Source organism: Thalassorhabdus alkalitolerans, assembly GCF_042656525.1.
Taxonomy (GTDB): domain Bacteria; phylum Bacillota; class Bacilli; order Bacillales; family Marinococcaceae; genus Thalassorhabdus; species Thalassorhabdus alkalitolerans.
This window is the reverse complement of sequence record NZ_JBHSOZ010000003.1, coordinates 1,248,876-1,273,789: the sequence shown is the minus strand read 5'-3', so window position 1 is coordinate 1,273,789 and position 24,914 is coordinate 1,248,876. Positions and strand designations below refer to the sequence as shown.

General features: G+C 40.9%; 26 protein-coding genes. 14 read left to right on the top strand and 12 right to left on the bottom strand.

All coding sequences use genetic code 11. From position 1 onward, the window contains the following. The first annotated feature begins 62 nt into the window (after positions 1-62). Positions 63-1,643, top strand: a complete 1,581-nt coding sequence (locus ACFPU1_RS08995; protein ID WP_385940275.1) for an alkaline phosphatase family protein — start codon at positions 63-65, stop codon at positions 1,641-1,643. 189 nt (positions 1,644-1,832) lie between these two features. On the opposite strand, the gene ACFPU1_RS08990 is transcribed toward ACFPU1_RS08995, so the two are convergent. The 3 genes from ACFPU1_RS08990 to ACFPU1_RS08980 all read right to left on the bottom strand — a co-directional run bounded on the left by ACFPU1_RS08990 (position 1,833) and on the right by ACFPU1_RS08980 (position 4,654). Further along, positions 1,833-1,967: a hypothetical protein gene (locus ACFPU1_RS08990; protein ID WP_269758139.1), complete on the bottom strand. Its 135-nt coding sequence runs from the start codon at positions 1,965-1,967 to the stop codon at positions 1,833-1,835. 28 nt (positions 1,968-1,995) lie between these two features. Continuing rightward, a complete protein-coding gene (locus ACFPU1_RS08985; protein WP_385940273.1) occupies positions 1,996-3,489 on the bottom strand; it encodes an alkaline phosphatase family protein in 1,494 nt (497 codons plus the stop codon). A gap of 262 nt (positions 3,490-3,751) precedes the next feature. Then, entirely contained in the window at positions 3,752-4,654 is a 903-nt protein-coding gene (locus tag ACFPU1_RS08980; RefSeq protein ID WP_385940271.1) for a diacylglycerol/lipid kinase family protein, read from the bottom strand. 319 nt (positions 4,655-4,973) lie between these two features. Between ACFPU1_RS08980 and ACFPU1_RS08975 the strand changes: the two genes are divergently transcribed. The 7 genes from ACFPU1_RS08975 (at position 4,974) to ACFPU1_RS08945 (ending at position 11,510) form a co-directional block, all read left to right on the top strand. Then, positions 4,974-6,167, top strand: coding sequence for an MFS transporter (locus tag ACFPU1_RS08975; protein WP_385940269.1), 1,194 nt, complete (start codon positions 4,974-4,976; stop codon positions 6,165-6,167). A gap of 116 nt (positions 6,168-6,283) precedes the next feature. Continuing rightward, complete coding sequence (locus ACFPU1_RS08970) at positions 6,284-6,580, top strand: hypothetical protein (RefSeq protein ID WP_054636331.1); 297 nt, start codon at positions 6,284-6,286, stop codon at positions 6,578-6,580. 437 nt (positions 6,581-7,017) lie between these two features. Then, complete coding sequence (locus ACFPU1_RS08965; protein ID WP_385940267.1) at positions 7,018-8,754, top strand: methyl-accepting chemotaxis protein; 1,737 nt, start codon at positions 7,018-7,020, stop codon at positions 8,752-8,754. A gap of 256 nt (positions 8,755-9,010) precedes the next feature. Beyond that, positions 9,011-9,631: a cell wall hydrolase gene (locus tag ACFPU1_RS08960; RefSeq protein WP_054636336.1), complete on the top strand. Its 621-nt coding sequence runs from the start codon at positions 9,011-9,013 to the stop codon at positions 9,629-9,631. Between the two features lie 305 nt (positions 9,632-9,936). Then, positions 9,937-10,554 carry a TetR/AcrR family transcriptional regulator gene (locus ACFPU1_RS08955; protein WP_385940264.1) on the top strand — a complete coding sequence of 206 codons (618 nt, stop codon included), beginning with the start codon at positions 9,937-9,939 and terminating at the stop codon, positions 10,552-10,554. A gap of 428 nt (positions 10,555-10,982) precedes the next feature. Further along, positions 10,983-11,195: an acetyl-CoA carboxylase biotin carboxyl carrier protein subunit gene (locus ACFPU1_RS08950; protein WP_385940262.1), complete on the top strand. Its 213-nt coding sequence runs from the start codon at positions 10,983-10,985 to the stop codon at positions 11,193-11,195. Between the two features lie 123 nt (positions 11,196-11,318). Then, positions 11,319-11,510 carry a hypothetical protein gene (locus ACFPU1_RS08945; RefSeq protein WP_054636337.1) on the top strand — a complete coding sequence of 64 codons (192 nt, stop codon included), beginning with the start codon at positions 11,319-11,321 and terminating at the stop codon, positions 11,508-11,510. 152 nt (positions 11,511-11,662) lie between these two features. On the opposite strand, the gene bioA is transcribed toward ACFPU1_RS08945, so the two are convergent. The 5 genes from bioA to bioF all read right to left on the bottom strand — a co-directional run bounded on the left by bioA (position 11,663) and on the right by bioF (position 16,552). Then, on the bottom strand, positions 11,663-12,997 hold the full coding sequence (gene bioA, locus ACFPU1_RS08940; protein ID WP_385940507.1) for an adenosylmethionine--8-amino-7-oxononanoate transaminase: 1,335 nt from the start codon (positions 12,995-12,997) through the stop codon (positions 11,663-11,665). A 5-nt stretch (positions 12,998-13,002) separates the two neighbouring features. Then, positions 13,003-13,746 carry a dethiobiotin synthase gene (gene bioD / locus ACFPU1_RS08935; RefSeq protein WP_385940260.1) on the bottom strand — a complete coding sequence of 248 codons (744 nt, stop codon included), beginning with the start codon at positions 13,744-13,746 and terminating at the stop codon, positions 13,003-13,005. A gap of 75 nt (positions 13,747-13,821) precedes the next feature. Then, positions 13,822-14,637: a malonyl-ACP O-methyltransferase BioC gene (bioC, locus tag ACFPU1_RS08930; protein WP_385940258.1), complete on the bottom strand. Its 816-nt coding sequence runs from the start codon at positions 14,635-14,637 to the stop codon at positions 13,822-13,824. Further along, positions 14,634-15,359 carry an alpha/beta fold hydrolase gene (locus ACFPU1_RS08925; protein WP_385940256.1) on the bottom strand — a complete coding sequence of 242 codons (726 nt, stop codon included), beginning with the start codon at positions 15,357-15,359 and terminating at the stop codon, positions 14,634-14,636. Before ACFPU1_RS08925 ends, bioC begins: the two co-directional genes overlap by 4 nt. Continuing rightward, entirely contained in the window at positions 15,356-16,552 is a 1,197-nt protein-coding gene (gene bioF, locus ACFPU1_RS08920) for an 8-amino-7-oxononanoate synthase (protein ID WP_385940254.1), read from the bottom strand. Before bioF ends, ACFPU1_RS08925 begins: the two co-directional genes overlap by 4 nt. A gap of 189 nt (positions 16,553-16,741) precedes the next feature. On the opposite strand from bioF, the gene ACFPU1_RS08915 reads away from it, so the two are divergent. Then, positions 16,742-17,428 carry a futalosine hydrolase gene (locus tag ACFPU1_RS08915; RefSeq protein ID WP_385940252.1) on the top strand — a complete coding sequence of 229 codons (687 nt, stop codon included), beginning with the start codon at positions 16,742-16,744 and terminating at the stop codon, positions 17,426-17,428. Next, the gene (locus ACFPU1_RS08910; RefSeq protein WP_385940250.1) at positions 17,425-18,252 is read left to right on the top strand and encodes a 1,4-dihydroxy-6-naphthoate synthase; all 828 of its coding nucleotides are present in this window, start codon (positions 17,425-17,427) and stop codon (positions 18,250-18,252) included. Before ACFPU1_RS08915 ends, ACFPU1_RS08910 begins: the two co-directional genes overlap by 4 nt. A 76-nt stretch (positions 18,253-18,328) precedes the next feature. Here ACFPU1_RS08910 and ACFPU1_RS08905 read toward each other — a convergent pair whose 3' ends face one another. Then, positions 18,329-19,585 carry an MFS transporter gene (locus ACFPU1_RS08905; RefSeq protein ID WP_385940248.1) on the bottom strand — a complete coding sequence of 419 codons (1,257 nt, stop codon included), beginning with the start codon at positions 19,583-19,585 and terminating at the stop codon, positions 18,329-18,331. A gap of 127 nt (positions 19,586-19,712) precedes the next feature. Here ACFPU1_RS08905 and ACFPU1_RS08900 point away from each other — a divergent pair, with 127 nt between their 5' ends. Next, positions 19,713-20,300, top strand: coding sequence for a nitroreductase family protein (locus ACFPU1_RS08900; RefSeq protein ID WP_385940246.1), 588 nt, complete (start codon positions 19,713-19,715; stop codon positions 20,298-20,300). Between the two features lie 72 nt (positions 20,301-20,372). After that, positions 20,373-21,446 (top strand): branched-chain amino acid aminotransferase, encoded by a 1,074-nt coding sequence (locus tag ACFPU1_RS08895; RefSeq protein ID WP_385940244.1) that lies wholly within the window; start codon positions 20,373-20,375, stop codon positions 21,444-21,446. Positions 21,447-21,658: 212 nt separating this feature from the next. Here ACFPU1_RS08895 and ACFPU1_RS08890 read toward each other — a convergent pair whose 3' ends face one another. Genes ACFPU1_RS08890 through cydS form a run of 3 tightly spaced genes read right to left on the bottom strand, consistent with a single transcriptional unit; the run spans position 21,659 to position 24,149 of the window. After that, the gene (locus ACFPU1_RS08890) at positions 21,659-22,666 is read right to left on the bottom strand and encodes a cytochrome d ubiquinol oxidase subunit II (RefSeq protein ID WP_385940242.1); all 1,008 of its coding nucleotides are present in this window, start codon (positions 22,664-22,666) and stop codon (positions 21,659-21,661) included. 18 nt (positions 22,667-22,684) lie between these two features. After that, the gene (locus ACFPU1_RS08885) at positions 22,685-24,019 is read right to left on the bottom strand and encodes a cytochrome ubiquinol oxidase subunit I (protein ID WP_385940240.1); all 1,335 of its coding nucleotides are present in this window, start codon (positions 24,017-24,019) and stop codon (positions 22,685-22,687) included. Beyond that, complete coding sequence (cydS, locus tag ACFPU1_RS08880; RefSeq protein ID WP_385940238.1) at positions 24,012-24,149, bottom strand: cytochrome bd oxidase small subunit CydS family protein; 138 nt, start codon at positions 24,147-24,149, stop codon at positions 24,012-24,014. Before cydS ends, ACFPU1_RS08885 begins: the two co-directional genes overlap by 8 nt. Positions 24,150-24,312: 163 nt before the next feature. Between cydS and ACFPU1_RS08875 the strand changes: the two genes are divergently transcribed. Next, positions 24,313-24,516: a spore coat protein gene (locus ACFPU1_RS08875; protein WP_385940236.1), complete on the top strand. Its 204-nt coding sequence runs from the start codon at positions 24,313-24,315 to the stop codon at positions 24,514-24,516. A gap of 13 nt (positions 24,517-24,529) precedes the next feature. Next, positions 24,530-24,892, top strand: coding sequence for a spore coat protein (locus tag ACFPU1_RS08870; RefSeq protein WP_100399986.1), 363 nt, complete (start codon positions 24,530-24,532; stop codon positions 24,890-24,892). The last annotated feature ends 22 nt before the right edge of the window (positions 24,893-24,914 follow it).

Genomic DNA, 24,914 nt, shown 5'->3' with positions numbered 1-24,914 from the left:
AAAATATCCTTTACCTTCCTTTTACTAAATTGAAGATACAGAGAGGATAGAAGGTGAATACCATGAGGAATGTTTTTCTAGTATTTCTTGTGCTTTTATTATGTTCATGTAGTGGAACTGAAAAAGAAGAATATGAACCGGATATTCAAGCCAACGATACAGACCCCACTAAGAATGTTGTTATGATTATTATTGATACGATGATGGGGAGTTCCCTCGATAAAAGCATGGAAGAAGGGAATATTCCTGCTCTTGAGTTTCTGGTAAATAACGGTCAGTACTATAAGGATCTGGTAGTGCCTTTTCCCAGTATGTCAGTAACAGTGGAAAGTACTTTAGTTACCGGTGAAATGGCAGATAAACATCGAGTGCCGGGTTTATCCTGGTATGACCAGCAAAGTGACAGGGTTGTTAATTACGGGTCCACTGTTCCTTTTTGGGTAAGGAATGGTTTTTCGGAAGGGATATTTGACGTCTTCTACCGGCTGAATAACGAGCATTTAAGTAAAGATGTCAGTACAGTCTTTGAAGAATTAGAACGCCGAGGACATACTTCAGGAAGCATAAATGCATTAATATACCGGGGGAGTCACCGCCATGAACTGAACATGCCTCCATTAACGAAAGAGCTTACAGATCTTCCCTCCTCCATTTACACAAGGGGACCAGACATCTTAGCCTTTGGGCAATTTGAGAAGCCAGGGATTCTAAAAAGAAAGCAGTTTAGTGATGGGGTTTTTCATCGTCTCGGCTTACATGATAAATATACTGTAGAAGTAACTCAGGAGTTAATAAAGCAAAATATCCAGCCTGATTTTATGCTTTTGTTTCTACCTGACAACGATAAAAAAAATCATAAACACGGGCCTCATTACCGACGGGGCCTTGAAGCTGCGGAAGGTCATCTTCAAGACATTTTAAACAGCTATGGCAGCTGGGAGAAGGCTTTGGAAGAGAACATCTTTATCGTACTTGGTGACCACGGGGCAGATAAACTACTTCCTGAAAAGGAGGAAGTGGCCATCGATTTAGACCATTTATTGTCTTCTTTTACTATTGCCGAACTTGGCCAGCCTGTAAGTGACGGGGACATTGCTCTTGGAGTAAATCAGAGGATGACTTATGTCTATGATGTCCATAACGAGGGAATTCTTCCTGAAGTGATAGAGACGTCGTTACAAGAAAAAGGGATCGATTTAGCCGTCTGGCAAGAGGATGGGTGGATGAAAGCTTTCAGCACTGACCACGAGGGAGAATTAAGATTTAAAAGAGGAGACGTGTGGAAGGATCGCTACAACCAAGGTTGGGAGATAGAAGGAAACGAAGAAATTCTGACGCTTGAGCTGGAAAAGGAAAAGAAACAAGTTAAGTACGTTGACTACCCCGACGTCTTGAATCAGCTGGAGTCTGCCCTTGCGAGTCATGAGACACCTAAAGTTATATTGGCGGCTAAGCCAGGACACTCTTTTCTCGCCGAAGGGATTGCTGTTCATGAGGATGGCGGAGAACATGGGGGGCTTCATAAAAATGATCTGTTAACAGCAATGGTGATTGCAGGCACAGAAAAAGAGCCGGCTTCTCTTAGAATGGTTGATCTGAAAGAATACGTTCTTGACCTCTTTGATAATGAAGAAACAAAATAAGCGGCCGGGTGAATATAGAGTCAAGAATATAGGAATCAGTGTGACCTTCCCTTAACAAATTAGAGTAAGGGGGGGTTTTTATTTACCGAAAGCCAGAGTAGAAATAAGAAAAAGCGGCGAAGGAAAGCCGCTTTTTCTTATTACAATTATGTTACATTCTCTATGGGTGCCAGGCACCCATAGAGAATGTTATTTTCTTTTTGCTGCTTCTTTGATCATGTCTGTCGTCAGCTCGTCTTCAAAAAGATGCTCGTACTCGAACGCGAAAATTGAGTGTAGAATTTCGCTCATTAGGTCTTTTATATAAAGCAGGGCTTTAAGCAATTTGTCATTCCTCCTATAGTAAGTTTATTCATGAACGGGGAGACTGTGGCTGTATGAGGTGGAGAATCCACTTTTTTAAATCAACAATGCGCCGAAATTCGGGTGCTGAATCAGTCCCTGCAACCATCATCGGAATAAGTGAATCGTTCGAATGGAATCCCCCGTGGCTTGCTCCTCCTGCATGGGAAGGAGTACTTTCACTGATGAATTCATAGCCTGGCTTCACAGAGGCTGCAATAAACTCTCCATTATGGGAATGAAGAGCGCTATATAAGCGTGCCAAAGCATCTGGAAACCGGCCAAAGGTAACTGCATTCTCATGTAGTTGTAAATCTAAAAGAGAATCATCGCCCTCGATTTCCCAGGTTTGATTGTATTCATCAACCCAGCGCCCTTCATGCTTAAATTGACAGGTTTTAGTATTACCTCCAGCAGTCACTTCAATCCATTCACCTTTTTTCCAGGCAATCATTTCTATTCTTGTATCCTTTTGGAGCTTCTCTACAAGTAGAGAAAGGGGAACCTCAGAAGGAGATAAAGTATAAATAAAGCAGGACCTCAAGTTGGGAGCAAGTACCACTTGGTCTTCCTTCCTGACTCCATTTCTTAGCTTAGTGATTTTTAAGGGAGCCAACAGTTTCCGTAAGTCCACTAACGCTGTTTTACTGTCATCATTTACATGAGATTGTCCGTTATCGCCAATTAAAATCCATACTGCGCTTTCTAGAGCCTCTTCCCAGGAGGGAAAGGTATTTAGAATAGTTTCAAGCTGTTTATCCATGTCTTTAATTCCTTGTATGTCCATCGGGCCATGTTTGTGTACATTTTTATCATGGTCAGGTAAATAAACTATGGAAAAAGAGGGCAAGTTCTCATTTTCAATCAAATGAGAAAACTCCTGCACAGAAAAATTATTATTAAATCCGTATTTACTCCAGATTCTCCCGTACTTTCTTAAAGGGCTGAGCTGGGCAAGTCGCCCATAAACAAAAGTAGAGGCGGCGTTGGTAGTGATTTTTTTCTCACATGCTACAAAAAAACGGATGAGAGAAGGAATAGTAATGGTTTGAGAAGTTTTTCCCCGGTGTATGAGAGGATTTATGGAAGCGGATGATTTTCCCTGCTCGTGAAGTTCTTCATGTATGGTTTTTACGTTTTCATTTAAGTGGGAATGATTAAGGCGGTATAAGACATCGTACATGCTCCTAGTAAGTCCTAGTTTCATCAACTCCATAATATGGGTTCCATAGTTAATAATTCTATTTTCAGTCTCGCTGTACCAGGCTAAAGCTGGTACATGATGATGGTTTGAATATTGCCCAGTCAGCAAGGTGCTCTCTACGTTTACAGACATTGTAGGATAGGGAGCCACGATGTCTGGATAATAATAATTGGCTGTTTTCATAAAGAATGAAAAAGCAGGAAGGTTCTCTTCTTGCAACGCTTTTTGAAAAGGTTTATCCATTAATGTATCAAGCATTATCATAATTACTTTTTTTGATGACGCTCTGTGGGGATTCATGCCGATCATCCTTTTTATATAATATGGCTTTCTTCAAGATGGAAAATTACATATTTAAGCTGTCGAATGACCTCCATTGATTATTCCTTCCGCTTAAAAAATCGGGGACCTTCAGGATGGCTGTTACGTAAAGGTAATGAAGTAAAGATTCCCAAACCCTCTAATAAAAGGGAAGAGACCAGATTGTATGCCTTATTTAGTTTGAAACAACGGAAACAAATTATGTAAAAAAACAGCCTTTATAAAAAGGCTGAAAAGATATTTATCCAACTGAAGTGAAGACTTGAAGATGACGAGGTAAAACCGTAAACTGAAAATCTTTTACTCGATGTTCATCCCCATCCAAGTTCAGGCTGATTTGTTGAGGGATTGTAAAGGAGCCAGTTTGAATGGTTGTATGCTGAATAATGGTCGCTTTATTAGGGACCTGTAACAGCTCACAAAGAAGAACGAGCAGTAAAGCCGCACGGCTGCTAGCTTTACAAGTCAGGAGATGAAAGTGGGCATCCCTGTTTTTATTACTTTTTATCAAGCGCTCAAAGGGTCCCACCCCATTTCCGTTCATGATTAAAAATAATGAAAGGTCTGAGAGCAGTTCTTGCGAAGGAAGATTAATGGAGATGGGGTGGGATTGTTTAGACATAAAAAAGGTTTTTAAGAAACAAAATACATATGCCCATTCTCCAATGTAAGCTTTCAGATAAGAGGGAGTTTTATAAGTGATATCAGAAAGCCAGCCAGCTGAAGCGATATTAGCGAAATACTTATCACCGAATTTGCCTATGTCAATCGCCTTTGTCTGTCCATTTCTGATGACTTGGAATACCTCCTCCATTTGTGAAGGCATACCAATATATTTTGCAAATTCGTTGCTGGTTCCTAGAGGGATAACGGCGATAACCGGCCTATGCTGTTCTGTTGCCAGGGTTTGAAGAGAGCTGTTCACTGTCCCGTCACCACCAGCAATAAATATCGCATCCCATTTCTTTTGGCAGGCTTCTTTAATGGGGGTTTCAATATTTTGGAAGTCAGTTAACTGGTGAATCATAAGCTGGTATCCTAATTGGGTCAATCTTTCAACAATAAAAGGAAAGGCACTGTGTCTCTTTTTCTTTCCTGATTGTGGGTTATATATAAATAATGCTTTTTTGCTTAATGTTTTCATGAATATACCCCGTTTATTTTAATGAAGTATTCGTATTTTGTTCTATCAAGCATTATTTATAAAGGTTTTAAGGTGAATAATATTGACAAATAAGGAGAAAAAGAGTGGGGGAGGAACTAAAATACTGTGCAGCCAGTTTTAAAGGGAAGAAGCAATGATACACATCCAAACTCCACATGTTAAAAATTCATGTTAGGTTTTATGACATGATCACCCAAATTCATCATAAGGAACGATAAAATAAAATTTGTCGGGATTTTATTTTAAATATGTATTTTATATACAGCAAAAAGTTTCTATAGTATTGGGGTGAGAGTGTATGGAAGAACAACAGAAAATAAGCAGAAGAATATTATTACTGACAACTCTTGCAATGGTTTTCTCGTTTACTGTTTGGGCTTCTTTATCGCCCTTAGCGAATCAATTTGAGACGATTTACGGATTAACGGCAACGCAGACCAGTGTATTAGTAGCAATCCCCGTGCTCTTAGGGTCTGTTATGAGAGTGCCCCTTGGAATTCTAACTGATCAGCATGGGGGCAGAAAGGTTTTCACTGCTTTGTTGATTTTTACCATTATTCCCTTGATAGGCATTGGTTTTGCCGATTCATACTACTCTTTGTTAATTTGGGCGTTCTTTTTAGGTATGTCTGGAGCTTGTTTTGCAGTTTCCATCACCTTTGTAGCAAAGTGGACTCCAACAGAAAAGCAAGGCACGGCATTAGGGATAAATGGAATGGGGAATATAGGAACGGCTCTTGCCGGGGCCGCTTTGCCTACCATCGCTGTGGTGTACGGTGTGCAATGGGCTTTTTGGATACTGGTTGTTCCTATCGTTATAATGGCCGTCATGATTTGGTGCTGGACTCCCGAAACCCCAAAGCCAGCTGAAAAGAAAACATTAGCAGGGACACTTTCGGTATTAAAGCATAAGGACAGTATTATTTTTTCTTTGTTTTATTTCGTAACGTTTGGTGCATTCGTAGCTTTTGGTATTTATCTGCCGACGTTATTAATGTCTCTCCACGATCTTAGCGCCGTCGACGCAGGGGCCAGAGCAGCTGGTTTTGTAATTTTAGCGACTCTTGTTCGTCCTTTTGGTGGATACGCAGGCGATAAAATTGGAGCTGGAAAAGCAATAACGGTTGTATTTATAGGGATTACATTAGGAGGATTAGTACTTACTTTTGGCTTGGAAAACATGGCTTTAATGACGGCTGCCTGCTTGCTGATTGCCCTCATGTGCGGGATAGGAAACGGAGCGATCTTTAAACTAGTACCAGAGAAGTTCCCGAAATCAACGGGTGCGGTAACTGGAATTGTCGGGGCGGCAGGAGGACTTGGGGGGTTTTTCCCGCCAATCCTGCTTGGAATGGTCCAGGACGTAACAGGTACCTATATGCTTGGGTTTCTGCTCCTGTCTATTCTGGCTCTCGTTTGTTTTGTCATTAATCTAAAACAATACGACAACACAAAATACACAAGGTTAGTAGATGTAAAAGCTGGCTCCTAGAAAAAAAACGCTTAATCCTTTATTGAGATTAAGCGTTTTTTGTATGGATTAGAATCTTCTAAGTGAGAAGGAAGAATACAGACAAGAGAGAATAACATATCCAAGGGGGGTGTAGTATGAAACTGAGCTTTATGATAGCGTCTTTGTCAGCAGTTGTCGTTTTTACTCTTAGTCTGATCACGGGCAGTTGGTACTTCCTTATATATATATCAGGTTCCTTGGGTGTTATGAGCTTGTTCCTGGCTTTTTTTGTTTATTTAGATTCGGTTATGCAGGATAACAAAGAATCCTTTTTTTCCGAGTACGGAGTTAAAAAGGATAGAAGGGAGGCGGCGAAAGTACATGCAGCTGCTTCTGTTCCCAACCTGACAGTTGCACTTATATATTTATTTGTCTCCCACTTTATTTTTTAGTAAAGCTTGTTACATCTTATAGTTAATTTTGTAAAAAGCGCTCGTTTGCACTAAAAGGTACAAGTACGGGCAACCATTCATTCTTCATTTCATTCACGGTCTCATAGCCTCAGCTTCCCCGGGAAACTCAACCTGCAGGACCTTCTGCTCATCCTCTCCCGAAGGGGTTTCACACAATCTATAACGTGACTGATGCAACATTCGCCTTTACCAGTTCCTATAGGAAAAGACAGAAATGAGGTATTTTTTTGTCTCTTCTGGCTCACAATTTTATCCTCCGGCGGGCGTTCGATTTCTTCTACTTCACTAAACTTCCTCTCTCCTTGCTATTACCTCTCCCATTATTTTATTGTAAACGCCTTCAACTTATAGAAAGAGAAGACGATAAAGCATATAAGGAGTTAGAAAATTCTATATTTTTTGAAGGAGGGAGAATAATGGGGTTAAAAGGAAGGCTGCTATTACTGTGTTTGGTTACATTAATCGTTCCCATGAGTATTTTAGGGTGGGTAAGCTACAAAACCGCAGAAGCTGAACTTACACAAGCAGGCGAAATCAATTTAGAAAACAATGTTAATCTTGCCATGGAATTAATTAATAGTGTGCGAAGTGATGTGGAAGCCGGCGGACTGTCTTCAGAGGAGGCACAGGAGATGGTAAAGGAAAGTCTGGTCGGAGTGTTGCAGGAAGATGGGAGCCGCAAGATCACAGAACAAATTGACCTTGGGGAACATGGTTATTTTTACATAATAGACAGGGGCGGGACACTGCTTGCCCACCCATTGTTAGAGGGGGATAACATTTGGGGGGAACAAGGAGAAGATGGCTCCTTTTTTATTCAAAATGTTATTGAAGAGGCCGTCGCCGGCGGCGGATTTGTCTCTTATGACTGGCCGCTCCCTGATAACCCGGAGCAAGCTGCTCCTAAAATTATTTATTCCAGTCTTGACGAAGAGTGGGGATGGGTGGTTGCAGCAGGCTCCTATTATGTTGATTATAATGGAGGAGCTCAGGGAGTCCTGCATGCTTTACTGCTGACGGTTGCTATTTCTACACTTGTGGGTGGAGGAATTATTTTTTATTTTGCAAACCGCATCTCCAGGCCTGTAAAAGAAATAGAAAAAGAGCTAACGGAAATAGCAAATGGAGTATTGAGCAAAAAAGAGCTAAGAATAACAAGAAGGGATGAAATAGGTTCTCTTGGAACGCAAGTAAACATGATGAAACAGTCTATACGCTCTATTATCGAAAATGTAAATGAAGCAGGTGAACAAGTTTCAGCAATGGCACAGGAGCTTAATGCTGCGACAAATGAAAACACGCGTGCCTCAGAACTGATCTCCTCCTCGATACAGGAGGTAAGTGATTATGCCGGAGAACAAATAGCGGCCAGCAGAACAAATTCTGGAATTATGAATGAAATTAGTAATACCATTGACCAGCTGAATAGAGAAATGATAGCTGTCCGGCAATCAAATACAAACGCCAACGCCAACACAGAAACGGGAAAAGAAATGGTGAGAACCCTTGAAAAACAAATGAAAAATCTACAGGAGACGGCTATTTCTACAAGCAAAGAAATGGAACAACTGAAAGATAAATCCGCTCAGATTAATTATATTATAACTATTATTACTGATATAGCAGACCAAACAAATCTCCTGGCATTAAACGCAGCTATTGAAGCGGCAAGAGCAGGTGAACAAGGAAAAGGATTTGCTGTTGTAGCTGATGAAGTGAGGAAATTAGCAGAACAGTCCAGCGATTCGGCTAAGGAAATCAGAGCATTAATCGGCGATATTCAGGGAGGGGTTGAAAACTCAGTCAAGGCTATCGAAGTAAACAATAAACATGTGGAAGAGTGCCAGACAACCACCGTTCACACGGGTAAAGAATTCAACAGTATAGAAGAGGCTGTGACGTTGATAAATACGCATGTAAACAAAGTAACCTCCTTACTAAGAGAGGTTGTAGGGAAGACTGGCAGATCTTTAGAAAGTATTCAAAAAGCAGAAGAGGGCGTCAGCCACACCGCACAAGAGGTGGAGCAAGTAGCTGCGGCTACAGAAGAGCAAAGCGCTTCAATGGAGGAAATCAATGCTTCAGCTGAGAATTTAAGACAAGTTTCTGAAGATATGCAGAAGACAATTAATAAATTTTCACTTACAAAATAAAAAATATATAAAGCACTCTCTAAAATTAAAAAGAGAGTGCTTTATATATTTTTTATTTTGTTTCTGCTCTATAGACTGGCTTAAGATTCTTTCTTCGTGGGCTAGGGACAGACTCCAACCAATCATCGAGGCACTCCATTCTTCTTCTTTTCCAGAGAGCTCTATCTTTTGCTTCCTTGTTGAAGAGATGAGGACTGATTGTTAAGATAAGCATCGTGTTACATTACATCATTACATTTATTGGAGGTTTTATTTAATGCGTAAGTGGGTAGGAGCTCTTTCTGTGTCTATGGCTGTTATAATCTTTGGTGCAAACGAAACGGAGGCATCAAGTTCGCATACAGTGCAAAGCGGTGATACGCTCTGGTCCATTGCAAACAATCATGATGTAAGTGTCGAGGAAATTAAGAATACGAATAATAAAAGTGAGAGCATGATCCATGTTGGTGAATCCTTGCAAATTCCTTCGACTGACAATGAACAGGATCATAGCCCATCAGCAAATGAATATAGTGGTACTGCCAGTGAGGAAGATAAGCGTTTGTTATCCCAGTTAGTTACAGCTGAAGCAACCGGTGAGCCATATGAAGGTCAAGTAGCTGTGGCTGAGGTGGTACTTAATCGCGTAGAAAGCTCTAAGTTCCCAAATACTATTCAAGGCGTCATTCATGAGCAAGGACAATTTACGCCTGTTCAAAACGGATCAATTAACCAGGTCCCTACAGACACTGCAGAGAGAGCAGTAGAAGAGGCGTTGAACAATAGTGGGCAAGGGCATGGTTCTTTATTCTTCTACAATCCTCAAACAGCAACAAACTTATGGAATGCAACAAGAGAAGAGACAAAAACAATCGGCAATCACGTATTTTCAAAATAAATTCTATATCAAAAGTCATTAATCAGAGTGTTCAAAGAGAGACTGTCACAAAAGTAATTTTGCTGACAGTCTCTTTTTTGAAGAGGAAAATGAACTCTGGCTGCTTCATGCTATGTACTTGCTCCAACTGCTCTTTTATCTACAATAAAATGACTAAAAAATTTTACATTCGCCTTTAACAGGACCCAAAAAATTAATAACCACTGCTCGTAATTTTCAGACACAAGTGATAAAGTAAGTAAATGAAAAAGGGCGAATGTTATGAAAATCTTTTTGTATAAGAAAGTAGAGGAGAGGTGAAAGAGATGGAGAAAAACCTGGTTCCATCTATTGTAAAAGATCAGCACCTTGTTAAGCGAAGAAGAGAACAAATGGTTAATGCGGCTGTCGTGTTACTGAAAAAGAAAGGTTTTGACAGGATTACAACAAGAGAGATTGCCAGGGAAGCAGGCTTTAGTATTGGGACACTTTATGAATACATAGGAAGAAAAGAAGATATTTTATATCTAGTATGTGATTCAATCTTTGAAGAAGTTCGCGATCGCCTTGAGGCCAGTTTGACGAAAGGCGGAAATGGCATTGATTCACTGGAAGAGGTTATTTCTTCTTTATTTAAAGTGATGGATGAAATGCAGGACGAGGTGCTGGTGATGTACCAGGAAACAAAATCTCTCCCCAAAAATGCTCTTCCTTATGTTCTTAAAAAGGACGAGGAGTTAACAAAAATTATTGAAGAAACGATATTAAACGTTAGGGAAGCAGGCGGGATTTCCCTTTCCGATAAAGAGTGCTGGCTCCTTGCTCATAACATTATTGTCAGCGGGCAAATGTGGACCTTCAGACGGTGGGCTCTTCGAAAAACGTGCACCCTGGAAGAGTATACAAAGATGCAGGTTAATTTATTGCTGCATAAATTGGTTTAAACAATTGGATAGCGGGCTGTCCCAAAATTTTTTCAGCTGAAATACAATGAGCTTTTACCTAAAGTCAAAAGTGCGGCATCCGTTCAAGCTTCATATCTTTCCTATTTATGGTTTCTTTTAGCCGTTGGAAAGCTTCATCTGAAAGTCATTTGAAAAAATTGCAGCGTCACTGTGGGACAACCCCTTCATGACAGGAGAGTACTAGTAGTTCCTGTTTTGATTTCAGATATTTCCCAAATTTGATAATGAAATTTTCTTAATATTATGATATAGTGAGTAAAGATAAATATCTCCTTGTACATGTAAGAAATGGTTTTTATTTACCACCAACCTGAACGATTGTTCAGTCTACAGTCATAAGAGGAGAGTACAAAGTGAGATTAGATTCGAAAATAATGAAAGCCTTTACATAGGCAGGGAGGATTGTTATGAGCAGCATTAAAGCAGATATGGCAGGGAACTTGTGGAAGGTATTAGTCGGGGAAGGGGATCAAGTCAAAGCAGGAGAAGAGGTTGCCATTTTAGAATCAATGAAAATGGAAATTCCTATTGCTGCTGATAAAGATGGAGTGGTTAAGAAGCTTCTTAAGCAAGAAGGTGATTTTATTAATGAGGGTGATGATTTGATAGAGTTAGAGTAAAGGCGGGTCGAGTAATAGGCCAGATGAAATGAACATTGCCCCCCCAGAAGAAAGACAGTTAGAAATTACTTATGAACTCACTTTCCTTATATTCACACTATAGATTGAGAGAGGTGACAGTTCGTGGAGGATGTAATTAAGTTATTAAATTGTTCAATTGATAATTTAAATGAGCTGGAACGGGAAATAAAAGGATTAAATGAAAAAGAGTTAGAAACAGTAGCGTCTGCATATCCATTTAACCACCACTTTCTTGAAATGATTGATAGCTTATCCAAATGGAAGAGAGAGATTGAAAAAGTAAACACTAACTAAGGATTATTAATTATCATTTAAGAAGGGATGGTGCTCAAAAGCTTTACTTTTGAACACCATCCCTTCTTTTTAGTTGAGCATGCCAAAGTCTTCTTTTGGCAAGATAAATATCACAATGAAGCCGAAGAGATGTGACCCACTTATATATGAACTCAACTCATTTCTGACTTATTAAATATAGTTTCTTCGATAGATTGGTGTATGATCGCTGTCATTTCTTTTACTTCTTGTTCCGATGCACAAAGAGGCGGCATAAAGATCAGCGTGTCACCAAGAGGACGAGACAGCATGCCATTTTTTCTCATCGTTAATGTTGTTTGATAAGCTATTCTGTCTTCAAAAGGAAAAGATTCTTTCGTTTGTTTGTCCTTTACTAGTTCAATTCCCACCATAAAGCCCAGCTGACGTACATCCCCTGTATGAGGGAGCTGTTCTATAGGTTGTAATGTTTCTGATAACACCTCTGCTTTTTTCCGCACACTATCCACGATGTTTTCTTTTTCAAACAGTTCTAAGTTAGCCAGAGCTGCGGCACAGCCAAGCTGGTTTCCAGTATAAGAATGACCGTGAAAAAGAGTCTTTAATTTCGTGTAATCATCATAAAAAGCCTGATGAACTTTTTCTGTTGTTAAGGTTGCGGCAATTGGAAGGTAGCCCCCGGTTATTCCTTTTGCAACCGTCATAATGTCAGGCTTGATGTTCTCGTGCTCTACAGCAAACATTTTTCCTGTTCTGCCAAACCCTGTGGCTACCTCATCAACAATTAATAATACGTTATATTCCCGGCAAAGGCGTTCCACTTCCTTATAGAAACCTTCAGGCATAATTTTCATGCCGCCTGCTCCTTGAATTTTCGATTCCATGATGAGGCCGGCAATTTCTTTATGATGGTTTTCGAAAGTATCTCTGAGAGCCTGCAGGGAATCTTTCATCGCTTCGCCACCATTTCCGCTAGGATGACGATATGCATCAGGAAAGGGTACTTTCAAGCTGTTAAACATCAATGGATTATATATTTTGTGAAAAAGGTCCACAGCCCCTACACTAATTGCACCCACTGTATCGCCATGATAACCGTTAGTAAAAGTTACAAATTTAGTTTTCTTGCCATTCCCCTGGTTGTACCAATATTGAAAGGCCATCTTTAAGGCAATTTCAATAGCTTCTGCTCCGCTGTCAGAATAAAACACCCTTTTTAAGTTAGTAGGAGAGAGAGCTATTAATTTTTCTGCCAGTAATGTTGCAGGAACGTTCGAGGCACCTAGCAGGGTAGAGTGTGCAATGGAATCAAGCTGGTCTTTAATGGCCTGATCAATTTCCTGTTTCTTATGACCATGAACATTAACCCATAGGGAAGAGTATCCGTCGTAGTATTCTTTTCCGTATATATCTGTTAGCTTTACACCTTCTCCTTCTTTAATGATTAATGGATCCTGCTCGTAATCTTTCATTTGGGTAAAAGGAAGCCACAAATATTCCTTGCTCATCTCAATTAGTTTGTCTGGGTTAACCAATTGTTTTCACCTCTCAGTATGTTTACTAATTTTTCTGTTTCAATAAAAGGGGCCAGTGTTGCAAGTAAATCGGCAGAGCCAATTTTTTCTTCTATCTCGCGGACTTTCGGGATCGATCCCAGCACCGGGGCAAACTGCTGAATGTATCGAATGTTTTCTTCTTCTATAAAAGTTTTTTCAGCAGGGACATTGGAGAATATAACCCCCGCTATTCTCAGGCCTTTTGATTTTGCATAATAGATCGTCTGCAGTGTATGGTTTATGGTCCCTAAATTAGGACGAGCTACAATGAGAAGAGGGAAACCGGCTTCTTTGGCTAAATCGGCCATGTCTTTCTGTTCATTTATAGGGACCGACAGGCCGCCTGCTCCTTCCATAAGAATCGAGTTGTAGGTACGAGAAAGATTTCTCATCATCTCAAATATGACTGGGAAATCGATTGTTGTACCGACTAGCCTGCTGGCAAGATGAGGAGAACAGGGTGGTTCAAAAAGATAGGCTGAAAGATTGCTGCTGGCCTCTCTCACACCTGATTTTTTATACATCTCCACGTCAGGAGCAAGAGAGTGTCCTTCATCCTGGGAAATCGTACCCGTTTGTATTGGCTTAAAAGGCACAACATTGAAGCCTCTTTCATGCAGTAATTGATAAAGAAGACAGGTAACGATTGTTTTCCCTACTTCTGTGTCTGTCCCTGTTACAAAAAAACCATTCGCATTCATTGGCGTTCCTCCCTGAATGTAAACCTTAATATGAAATTGGTTGACAATGAAGATATAAATATTGGTTTCAAGGTTTTAAAGTTCCCTTGTCACATAAAGGTAAAGAGAATGATAGGTAGCTGGAATTCTTTGATCCTCAGTTAGGAAATTGTCATTGTATGTCTCAATCATTTCTTTAAACAAAGAAATGGATTGACTGTAATGGTGGCTGTTGCTGTTTGATGCACCGATTTCTTTTACACTTTTCAAGAACGCTTTTACATCAGGAAAAAGCTCAACGTGCCTTTCTTCTGTTCCGTGGAAGGAGAAATGTTCTTTATCTATACCGGCCTCTAACATAGCAAAGAGATCCTGTAATGAATAAAAATCCTGGCTGACCTTCACTCTTTTGTTATAAGAAAGTCGTTCAACTGCCCATTTCACAGCTTGGTTCAGTTCACAAAAGGTAGAGGAGCCGAAGGTGGAAAAAAGAAATAAGCCTCCCTCATTTACATGCCTGCACGTTTTAACGAGAGTTTCCGGAAGGTAATTGAACCATTGAAAAGCGGCATTCGAAATAACTAAGTCATAGGTGTTTTCAAAAGTGAACTCTTCAAAATCTGCACAATGAAAGGAAACATTATCATTGGTAACATACCTTTTTGCTGTCTCAACCATTCCTGGAGCCAGATCGACAGCATCAATTGAAGCGTCAGGATACACATTTGCAAGCTTTTTTGTCATGGTGCCTGTCCCAGAGCCAATTTCTAAAATGGAAAGAGGTTGTTTTTCCAGTTGGTTCTCACAATAATCAAGAAGATGATTGGCCATTTTTCTTTGTACGATTGCATGGTCATTATAGGTTGCTGCTTTGTCGGAAAATCTTTTTTTTACAAGTGTTTTATTTATCATGACACGACCTCACTGGTACAAGTAATAATCTTAGCTGACGTCTCTGGTAATGAGAAAAAAGGTAAGTGGCCGCACTCTAATTCGTGAAATGTACCATCAGGTAAATGACCTGCCAGGTTGATGCCAGCTTCTATTGGTATAATCCTGTCGTATTTTCCATGAATAATGTGGACGGGAACATGTATGCAGTGAAGCTTTTCTCTTACGTCTTTTTCAAGTAAATAATCAAGTCCGATCTTCAAATCCGTTAGAGGCTTGTTTCGTTGAGTTTGCTGCTTGAAAAAGGAATCTAAGGAATGTTTTTCTTTATCGGTTCTTGAAAACATTTTCCGGTGAAAGGACTCAAGGACAGTGTCTGCATTTGCTGTTAGACTGTCTCTCATTTTTTCAACCGAGCGATTACTCCATCCATAAGAAACATTGGCTGCAGAATCCTTTGTGAATCGGGGCGTTGCGCTAAAAAGATACATGTTTTCTATATTGCCAACTTTCTTTGAAGCTGCCTCGAGGGCTGCAATTGAGCCTAATGACCAAGCAATAAGAGTAACAGAGTCGAATTTTTGCAGTGTTTCTTCAACTCTCTGGTCAATATCCTCGACAGAGGAAAGATGAAACCAGGAAAGGTACTCTATATGAACCTTTTTCGGCAGGAAAGGAAGAAGAGGCTCCCAAATTGTCTCGTTCATAGCCCATCCTGTTAAAAAGATAAAAGCAGAACTCATGTTATCACCCCGAGTTCTTTTCCAATTCTTTTTATGACCTGGCATGCGCTTATCAAATCTTCATCACTGTGAACAGCCATAGTGCTTAAACGTATTCTTGCTTCCCCAGGGGGAACGGTAGGAGGTCGGATAGCAACAGCAGATATTCCTTCTTCCATAAGCAAAGAACTGAAGGTGAGGGTGGTTTCATTGTCTCCTGTCAGGATAGGAACAATATGAGAATCAGATAAACAGGTATTAAAGCCTGCTTCAGTTAGTATGCTTCGTACCAGCTTGCTTTTTTGAAGCAGGTTCCTGCGTCTTTCTTCATCTTTCTGCACTAGAGTTATAGAAGCCTGAATGGCTCCAAGAACAGAAGGAGGGAGGCCGGTAGAAAAAATAAAACTTCTCATTTTATTTACCAGGTACTGAATCACAATCTGATCCGCCACCACATATGCCCCGAATGAACCTAAGGCTTTTCCGCAAGTCCCTACAAACAGGTCGATTTCCTCGTCCACCTTTTGCTGGTAGGAGTAACCCCGGCCAAAAGGTCCGTATATACCGCTGCTGTGTGCTTCATCAACAATTAAAAATGCTCCGTAATGTTTTTTTAACGTAACTATGTCCTCTAACGGGGCAAAATCACCATCCATGCTGAAAAGGCTGTCTGTAATAATAATCTTGTTTTCTATATCTTTGTCTTTTTTTAAAAGGCTTTCAAGATGGTTCATGTCATTGTGGTTATAACGTCTTTTCTTTGCTCTGCTTAAAACAATGCCGTCAATGATACTAGCGTGATTTAACTTGTCACTGTAGACAACGGCATTTCTGGAAGCAAGCGCAGATATAGCCCCTACATTTGCAGTGTAGCCGTTATGTACAATTAAAGCAGAATCACGTTGCTTCCATGATGTAATAGCTTGTTCAGTTTCTTCATAAAGTGGGTGGCTGCCCACGATGAGACGAGAGGAGGAAGCACTGGCTCCATAATCATGAATGGCTTGTAAAGCACCTTGTTTTACTTCAGGATGGCCGGCTAAACCTAAATAGTCATTAGACGAAAAGTTAAGCATTAGTTTACCATTTCTTCGTATCCACCCCTTTTCTAACGGTTTATGAGAAACAAGACTTCTTGTTAGTGACTGTTTTGCTATGTCTTCTAACTCATTATTGATAGTCTGATAGAGAGGTGACTTTGTCCTTTGCCTCATAGTTTCACCTGCCTTTTCTTCCTATCATACAAGATAAGTTAAATAATGTTAACCATTAAATTTAAAAGGTTAACAATTAACGATGGAACGGGTAAGAAACTGTTTCAGGAATTAGAGACCAGCTCAAAGACATGGTATGATTGAATGGGAAAAATACTTACCTAATAGGCTGCCAGTGGAGGTCGCTTTATGAAACAGAAACAACAAAAGAATCAATCAAGGATAGAAGATAAGCATGTTCTTATCGTTACCTCTGTAGAGGCTGAAAAAGAGGCAGTAAAACGAGGGCTTCAAAATACCGGAAAATTTACCGTCATTACAGGAGGGGTCGGCCCTATGGCCGCAGCGGCAAGTACTGCGGAAGCTATTGCCGCCCACCCATATGATTATGTAGTAGTGATGGGTATTGCAGGCGGCTTTAAAGGGAGAGCGCCGGTCCGGTCTATTGTTGTAGCGACAGAGTTAATAGCTTCCGATATGGGGGCGGAAACCGAGGATACGTTTTTAAGCCTTGATGACTTAGGCCTTGGTACTTCTTCCATAGAAGCCGATCGTGCTATATCGGAAGACCTTGCCCTTTGCTTTAACCATAGGCAGGTTCCAGTATACCGGGGTGCTGTTTTAACTTCTGCGACCGTTACGGGAACGAAACAGAAAGAAGAGGTACTGAGGAGACGTTATCCTAATGCTGCAGCTGAAGCAATGGAAGGGTTCGGGGCAGCTACTGCTGCCGCGCAAAGGGGCATACCAATTCTTGAAATCCGCTCTATTTCTAATGAAGTTGGGCCAAGAAACAGAGAGGCCTGGGATATAAAAGGAGCGCTCTCTTCCTTAGAGACAGCTGGCGCAGTTTTAAAGGAGGCTTTTCTAAAATGAATATTGCATACTCATCGTGTCCAAATGATACATTTGTATTTCATGCCTGGGCTCATGGATTACTGCCTGAGGCACCAAAGCTTAATGTTACATACGCTGATATTGATAAAACAAACCAGTGGGCTATGAATAAGGAAGGGCCTGAGATTATGAAGATTTCCTTTGGAGCCCTCCCATGGGTATTAGACGATTACAATCTGATTCCTTGCGGGGGTGCTCTGGGAAGAGGGTGTGGACCTCTCGTTTTGTTGAAAGACCAAAGTGAAAACCCCGCTTCCCTTTCTGGAAAAAAAGTTGCTGTTCCCAGTGAGAGATCGACAGCTTATTTGCTATTTCGTTTATGGGCCGCGCAAAACGTCCCAGATGGATTGGGAGAAATTGTGGTCCTTCCTTTTAATGAAATTATGCCAGCAGTCCGAGATGGGAAAATTGATGCCGGGCTTGTGATACATGAAGCCAGGTTTACATATCAACACTACAATTTATGCTTGATGGCAGACTTAGGAGAGTGGTGGGAAAAGGATACTGGGCTGCCAATTCCCTTAGGAGCGATTATTGCCCGGCGTTCCCTTAACGTGGATGACGTAACAAAATGGATCAGAAAATCGGTACAGTACGCCTGGTCCAATCCTGCTGAGTCTGATGCATATGTTATGGAGCATGCTCAGGAAATGTCTGCTGAAGTAGCAAAACAGCACATTGACTTATATGTAAACAAGTTTACTGAAGACTTAGGAGAAGAAGGGTATGCTGCTGTAAGAGCTTTATTAGGTAGAGCTGCCAAAGAAGGACTGGTACCGTCTATAAGTGGAGGTTCTTTGTAACAGACGAGAAAAATCCGGCTTCCTTTGAGAAGAAGCCGGATTAGTCCTCTGGTTGTTTGTAGAAAAGCGAGTACATTCAGATGTGAGGAGCTGTTTCTTTCCACTGTTTTCTTTGTGAAGCCTGGAGATAGACAGCCCCGGCACCGGCTATGAATGTAAGAACTGCTGAGAGCAGGAAAGCACTTAAGTAGGACTGAGTATAGTCAATAAGAAAGCCTGTAATAATTGGAGAAATAAGCTGCCCTATGCTGAATAGCAAAGTAATAAATCCCATAGCTACCGGCACAAATTTCACTCTGACGTAATCTCCCGCGCTTGCGTTCATTATTGTTGGCACGCCCCAAAGCGTTATTCCGTATAAAAGAACCTGTACCAAAATAAGCCCGGTGTGGGTGGAAATGCTCAAAAACACCAGCATAAAAAACTGGATAAAATAAACGAAAGCAAGAGCCGGCATTCTCCCAATTTTGTCAGAGACGGAGCCCCAAATAAAGCCGCTGACTATACTGGCTGCTCCGGCAGCAGCAAAAAACAGTCCAGCCTGGCTGCTGTTAAACCCTCTGTCGACAATGAGGTAATCAACGAGGAAGGTAGAAAAAATTAAGTAGGCAATTCCCCACAAGAAATAGAGAATACCAATAAACCATAAGGTCTTATTGCGATACACAGTATCTGTTTTTAATACTTCCTCCGCTTCCTCACGAGCGGCCGGGTTCTTCTTTTCTTTACTGGAAGCTATGGGGCTCAGGTTGATATCAGACGGAGTATTTCGTAGAAAAAGAACATGCAAAACGGCGATTATAATTACTGTGATGGATAAGATATACCAGCTGAGCCGCCATCCTGTACCGTCGGCAATTTCAACGATAACTGGAACCACAATACCGCTGAATACAATGCCAAAGCCTGCTCCGGCCATGACAATCCCCATTACCATTCCACGCATTTTAGGGGAAAACCATTGGCCGATTAACCCAAGGGACGGGACATATGCTCCACCGCTTCCTACCCCAATGAAAAAGCAGCCGATGTAAGCATGAACAAAGGATGAAGCATTTGCAGTAACAATCATTGCTAAACCAATAAGAAGTAAGGAAAATATAATGACTCGTTTGGCTTGAAACCGAATGACAAAATAACCGACACTAGTAACTGAAAGTAAGTATCCTAGGAAGATGGATGAGGCAATGAGCCCGGTTTCACGGTAATCAAAGTGAAGGCCTTCTCTCATAAATGGAAGAATGGCTCCAAATGAAAAACGCCCAAATCCTAAGCAGGCAAACACACTGAGTACGATTAGAAACAGGATCAGCCACCCTTTATGTACGCGCATAATTCTCAGCTCCTTACATACTAAGAATAGGTATAATGTGCTGGCTTGTCCATTCTTTTAAGCAAGGTTTTGGCAGAGAAGAAGAACGGGTTAAATTTAATTTAACTTTATATGGGAGGGAAACGTAATGGATGTACTTGAAGCAATTAAAACAAGAAGAAGCACAGGCCTGGTTTCACAGGAGCCTGTACCTGAGAGCCTCATTGAACAAATACTTGAAGCAGGAACCTGGGCCCCAAGTCATCACCAGACCGAGCCGTGGAAGTTCTTTGTCATGACAGGGGAGGGGAGAAAACCTTTAGGAGAAGTGCTGGCAGACATTGCAAAAGAGGGAATGGACGAACCTTCTTCAGAGGAAAATATAAAAAAGCTTGAGAAAACAAAAGAAAAGCCCTTCAGAGCCCCTGTAGTGATAGCAGTTGCTGTTGAACCTAGCGATAATCCTAAAGCGATTCAAGTGGAAGAGTACGGTGCTGTATTTGCTGCCACTCAAAATATGCTTCTAGCTGCCCATGCTTTAGGGCTGGGAGGATTCTGGAGGACAGGAAAACCATGCTACCATTCAAAAATGAAAAAGCTTTTTGGTCTTTCTGAAAATGGCGATATCCTGGGTTTTCTTTACATCGGATATCCTCAAAAAAAGAACCCTGAAGGGAAAAGAAGACCTTACCATGAAAGTACAAAGTGGATACAAAAGGAAGATGATTTCAATTAACCAGCAGGGCACTTCCTGCTTGCTTTGATATACTGTTACTCATTGACAACATAATACCGAGGAGTGGAAGTCATGTCCGAACCGATTTTAGATATTACCCAAAGCCCACATAAGAAAGCAAAGCCGGATCCTGAACATTTGAGCTTCGGAAAAGTTTTTACCGACCATATGCTTACCATGGAATTTTCCAGAGATAAAGGGTGGCATAGTCCGCAAATCGTCCCTTATGAACCTGTGTCTCTTGACCCGGCAGCGATGATCCTTCATTACGGACAAACCGTGTTTGAAGGCCTTAAAGCTTATCGGGGGGCTGATAATCAAATCCTGCTGTTCCGCCCGAAAAAGAACTTTGAACGCTTAAACCGTTCCAGTGACAGGATGAGTATTCCTCCTGTCAATGAAGAACTGATGCTGGAATACTTAAAGCAGCTGATCAGCCTTGAAAAAGACTGGGTACCGGCAGCGGAAGGTACATCCTTATACATTCGCCCTTTCATTATTGCAACTGAACCAAACTTAGCGGTCGCGCCATCCTATTCATACACGTTAATGATTATTTTATCCCCGGTAGGTTCCTACTACCCGGAAGGGATACATCCAGTCAGCATTAACGTAGAATCTGAATACACAAGAGCAGTGAGAGGCGGAACAGGAACGGCGAAAACAGCCGGGAATTATTCAGCTGCCTACAAAGCTCAGGAAAGGGCAACAGAAAAGGGGCACGCTCAAGTTCTTTGGCTTGATGGCGTTGAAAAGAAATATATTGAAGAAGTAGGCAGCATGAACGTTTTCTTTAAAATCAAGGGTGAAGTTATTACTCCCGAGCTCAGCGGCAGTATTTTGGAAGGGATTACCAGAACTTCTATCATTGAGATGCTGAAAGATTGGAAAATACCTGTAAGTGAAAGAAAGATCACCATGGAAGAAATCCATCAGGCTTATGAGGAAGGAACCCTGGAGGAAGCGTTTGGTACTGGGACGGCAGCTGTCATCTCGCCAATCGGTGAGCTTCATTGGGAAGACAAAGCGATGGTGATCAACCACAGACAGACAGGCGAATTATCCAGATCCTTATATGATACGTTAACAAGTATTCAAACGGGCAAGCTTGAAGATCCTTACGGATGGACAATAAAAATAGACTAAAAAAGAGAACGAGGTGACAAGCCTCGTTCTTTTTTTATGCCCAGCGTGTAAGGTTAATGAAAGAAACGACTGATAAATGATAATAGCATGATCCCGGCAATTACAAAGCAGACAATGACCAGGACTTTTTCTTGATCTGTCGTTTTCTTTCCCTGTTCTGTATTTTCATTCATATAATAACCTCCTGCCATAAGCGAGTGAAAACATTGCCGTTATCTTCCCCGTGCGTATTCAGCATTAAAGATAAACAATCTCATTAAGAGAAACAGAGAAGGGACGAGAAGAAGAAGACCTGCAAGGAAAGCAAGAATAAGGGAGATACCCATTTCCGGACTGGTGACATTTTCATAAATGGTAATATGCGGGTAGAGAATGTAGGGAAGATGAGTGTATCCATAACCAAAAAATGCAAATCCATATTGGAAACAAACTAAGAGAAAAGCAATCCCCATAAATTTTCTTTTATATATACAGAGGATCGCTGCTAAAAATGCCAGCAAAGATAATACAAACAACCAACCTTCCTCCACCATAGCCTGAAAATGCTCAGGATTATGGGTGCTTAAGGTTAAAAACACTAAAAAGCTCAAAAAAATGGTAGGTCCTCCCCAAATTAAAGAAAATTTCCTCATGAGTTCAAAGGCATCCTTATCTTTCGCTACGTTGGCGTAATAGGTTAAAAATGAGGCACTGATAAAAAGGACACTAACAATCGCAAGCATAACGACAATCCATGAATACGGACTTACAAACAGTTCACCTAGAAGCAGCTGGACATTTGAATCGTCCACAGTGATGAATCCACCTTCTGAAATGGTTAAGACAGTTGATAAAGCTGCTGGGATCAAAAGCCCTGTAATACCGTACAAAAATAAATATACGTTGCTTTCTCTGGCACCATAGTTCGCAAACGCATAAAATGACCCTCGGATAGCAAGAAGCACTAAAGCAATGCTGCCTGGAACAAGTAGAGCCGTTCCAAAGTAAAAGGCTGAAGCCGGAAAAAAACCGACCAGGCCAATCATAAAAAATACAAGGAATACATTGGTGACTTCCCATACAGGCGAAAGGTAACGGTCAATCACCTGCCTGATTGTATGCTTTTTGTTTGTCACCTTGGCATAGTAGGAATAAAACCCAGCTCCAAAATCTATCGAACCGATAATCAGGTATCCATATAAAAACACCCACAAGATTGAAATACCGATTGTTTCTATCACACCGAGCACCTACTTTTTCTATAAAATAATGTTTTGATTTTCGATTTCTGATTCCACGGTCTTCTTTTTAAACAAGCGGATCAGAATGATAGGCAGTAATATAGCCAGGGCTAAATATAAAGAAGAAAAAAGAAGAAGCATTTCAAAAACGTGTTCAGAGGTAGTAGCCGCTTCTGCCACAGTCAGATACCCCCGTAAAATCCATGGCTGTCTGCCTGCTTCAGTCATAATCCATCCAAACTCAATAGAAAGAATAGAAAGAGGAGCACAAATGATAATGGCTCGCAGCAACCACTTGTTTAACGAGTTAAACCGATTAAAGTAATAAAAAACTAAATAGGCAAAAGCCACGGCAGCAAGAAACATACCAATTGTTATCATTAGGTTAAAGAAATAATGGATATAGAGAGGAGGCCAAAGTTCTTCAGGAAAGTCGTTTAACCCAATAACTTCAGCTGTCGGCCGGTTAAACGCCAAGATACTTAGTGCGTAAGGAATACGTATACCAAACTTTACTTCCTGCTCATCAGGGTCCAAAATTCCTCCTAACAATAAGGTGGCACGATCCTCTGTTTCAAAATGCCATTCCGCAGCAGCCAGCTTTTCAGGCTGATAAACTGCGAGAAATTTTCCCCCAATGTCTCCATTTATAATAGTGGCAATCGAAAATACGAAACATCCAATCATGGCTAAGTGAAGAGCTTTTTTGTAATAGATGTGTGTCTTTCCTCGAAGGATATGAAAAGCTGCGATAGCAGCTAACAAGAAAGCTCCGGTTAAATACGCGGTGGTAAGTACATGGGAAACCTTAGAAGGCATCGCAGGGTTAAACATAGCTACTAAAGGCTGGACGTTCATAATTGTACCTTCTGCCAGATCAAATCCTTGAGGAGTATTCATAAAAGCGTTCACACTTGTAATAAAAAAAGCAGACGCCGATGAACCAATAATGATGGGAATGGATAAAAGCCAGTGGTATATAGGATTTTTGAATCTCTCCCACGTATATAAATAAATCCCCAGGAAAATAGCTTCAAAAAAGAAAGCGAAGGTTTCCATAAATAAAGGGAGACTAATAACATGACCTGCGGCTTGCATGAAGCTTGGCCACAATAATGATAATTGAAAGCCGATGATTGTTCCTGTCACGACGCCAACGGCTACTAATATCGTGTATCCTCTCGTCCACCGGCGTGCAAGCAATATGTAATGGGGGTCTTTTTTTTTGATTCCAACCAGTTCAGCAATGGATATAAAAATGGGCAGGCCTACGCCAATGGTAGCCATCACAATATGAAAGGCCAGGGTCACAAACGTTAATAATCGGCTTAGCACTACCGGATCATCAATCATTTTTCTCCTCCTCCATCGTATTCTCTGTAGCATACGGCTCCTTAGATCTGCTTACCCAAAAGAAAAAAACAGCTAAAGAAATGAAAATTACCATGACGGGCAAGATCATAATCATGAAATTATTGATCACTGTACCATCCTCCTCTTAATGCTCTTAGTATGACTGCATAAATGTGGAAATATGTAGGGTGAGAAAAATCAGGATAGTGGGAGAAGGTTTGTTGCATGTGATGAACTGAATAAAGCTTTCTTTCATTAGAGAAAATAAAAGGGGTTGATCAGGAGGTGAAACGATGAGGAACTCATTTGCCAATCATGAAGCAATGGAAGCCCATGAAATCCTGAACTTCAAGACTGTCTGTCTGTTAAAGGCCAAAATGATGCAGGGTATTGTCTTTGATCAGGATTTGCGGGCGCTGATGGAACAGGATGTTCAACAATCAATTCTGGATATAAAGGAACTGGAGCGTTTGTATCAGGAAGGAAATATGCAGTAAAGGAGAAAAAAGGATGAATGAAGATTTTTTAGACCCGATTAATGCTGTTGGAATGCCTGATCAGGCTGATTCAGCTATAGCCTTAGATTTTCTGTTGACTGCTAAAACAGGGGTAAGATATTATTCTATGGCTTTAACAGAAACAGCAACACCAGAGTTAAGGACAGCATTAATTAATCAAATGACAGCCGCGATTAACCTTCATGGGCAAATATCACAGCTTATGATGAATAAGGGATGGCTTAGGCCGTTTGATGTGAAAGAGCAATTTGAACTAGACATAAAATCTGCACAAACAGCAGTGGAGATAGCAAATTTAACTCTCTTCCCTAATGATACAGATCGGTTAGGAACGTTTGCGACTCCATATGAATAATTAACCTGTAGGAGGAAGAGGA

Bases quoted from the DNA above. Each gene is read 5' to 3' on its own strand.
- bioA (WP_385940507.1), bottom strand. From the start codon at position 12,997: ATGAGCAAGGAATATTTGTGGCTTCCTTTTACCCAAATGAAAGATTAC.
- ACFPU1_RS08885 (WP_385940240.1), bottom strand. From the start codon at position 24,019: ATGATTGATGATCCGGTAGTGCTAAGCCGATTATTAACGTTTGTGACC.
- ACFPU1_RS08955 (WP_385940264.1), top strand. From the start codon at position 9,937: ATGGAGAAAAACCTGGTTCCATCTATTGTAAAAGATCAGCACCTTGTT.
- bioF (WP_385940254.1), bottom strand. From the start codon at position 16,552: ATGAGGCAAAGGACAAAGTCACCTCTCTATCAGACTATCAATAATGAG.
- ACFPU1_RS08980 (WP_385940271.1), bottom strand. From the start codon at position 4,654: ATGAAAACATTAAGCAAAAAAGCATTATTTATATATAACCCACAATCA.
- ACFPU1_RS08870 (WP_100399986.1), top strand. From the start codon at position 24,530: ATGAATGAAGATTTTTTAGACCCGATTAATGCTGTTGGAATGCCTGAT.
- ACFPU1_RS08985 (WP_385940273.1), bottom strand. From the start codon at position 3,489: ATGAATCCCCACAGAGCGTCATCAAAAAAAGTAATTATGATAATGCTT.
- bioD (WP_385940260.1), bottom strand. From the start codon at position 13,746: ATGAATGCGAATGGTTTTTTTGTAACAGGGACAGACACAGAAGTAGGG.
- ACFPU1_RS08900 (WP_385940246.1), top strand. From the start codon at position 19,713: ATGGATGTACTTGAAGCAATTAAAACAAGAAGAAGCACAGGCCTGGTT.
- ACFPU1_RS08925 (WP_385940256.1), bottom strand. From the start codon at position 15,359: ATGAGTTCTGCTTTTATCTTTTTAACAGGATGGGCTATGAACGAGACA.
- bioC (WP_385940258.1), bottom strand. From the start codon at position 14,637: ATGATAAATAAAACACTTGTAAAAAAAAGATTTTCCGACAAAGCAGCA.
- ACFPU1_RS08970 (WP_054636331.1), top strand. From the start codon at position 6,284: ATGAAACTGAGCTTTATGATAGCGTCTTTGTCAGCAGTTGTCGTTTTT.
- ACFPU1_RS08905 (WP_385940248.1), bottom strand. From the start codon at position 19,585: ATGCGCGTACATAAAGGGTGGCTGATCCTGTTTCTAATCGTACTCAGT.
- ACFPU1_RS08960 (WP_054636336.1), top strand. From the start codon at position 9,011: ATGCGTAAGTGGGTAGGAGCTCTTTCTGTGTCTATGGCTGTTATAATC.
- ACFPU1_RS08895 (WP_385940244.1), top strand. From the start codon at position 20,373: ATGTCCGAACCGATTTTAGATATTACCCAAAGCCCACATAAGAAAGCA.
- ACFPU1_RS08875 (WP_385940236.1), top strand. From the start codon at position 24,313: ATGAGGAACTCATTTGCCAATCATGAAGCAATGGAAGCCCATGAAATC.
- ACFPU1_RS08995 (WP_385940275.1), top strand. From the start codon at position 63: ATGAGGAATGTTTTTCTAGTATTTCTTGTGCTTTTATTATGTTCATGT.
- ACFPU1_RS08965 (WP_385940267.1), top strand. From the start codon at position 7,018: ATGGGGTTAAAAGGAAGGCTGCTATTACTGTGTTTGGTTACATTAATC.
- ACFPU1_RS08950 (WP_385940262.1), top strand. From the start codon at position 10,983: ATGAGCAGCATTAAAGCAGATATGGCAGGGAACTTGTGGAAGGTATTA.
- ACFPU1_RS08975 (WP_385940269.1), top strand. From the start codon at position 4,974: ATGGAAGAACAACAGAAAATAAGCAGAAGAATATTATTACTGACAACT.
- ACFPU1_RS08915 (WP_385940252.1), top strand. From the start codon at position 16,742: ATGAAACAGAAACAACAAAAGAATCAATCAAGGATAGAAGATAAGCAT.
- ACFPU1_RS08910 (WP_385940250.1), top strand. From the start codon at position 17,425: ATGAATATTGCATACTCATCGTGTCCAAATGATACATTTGTATTTCAT.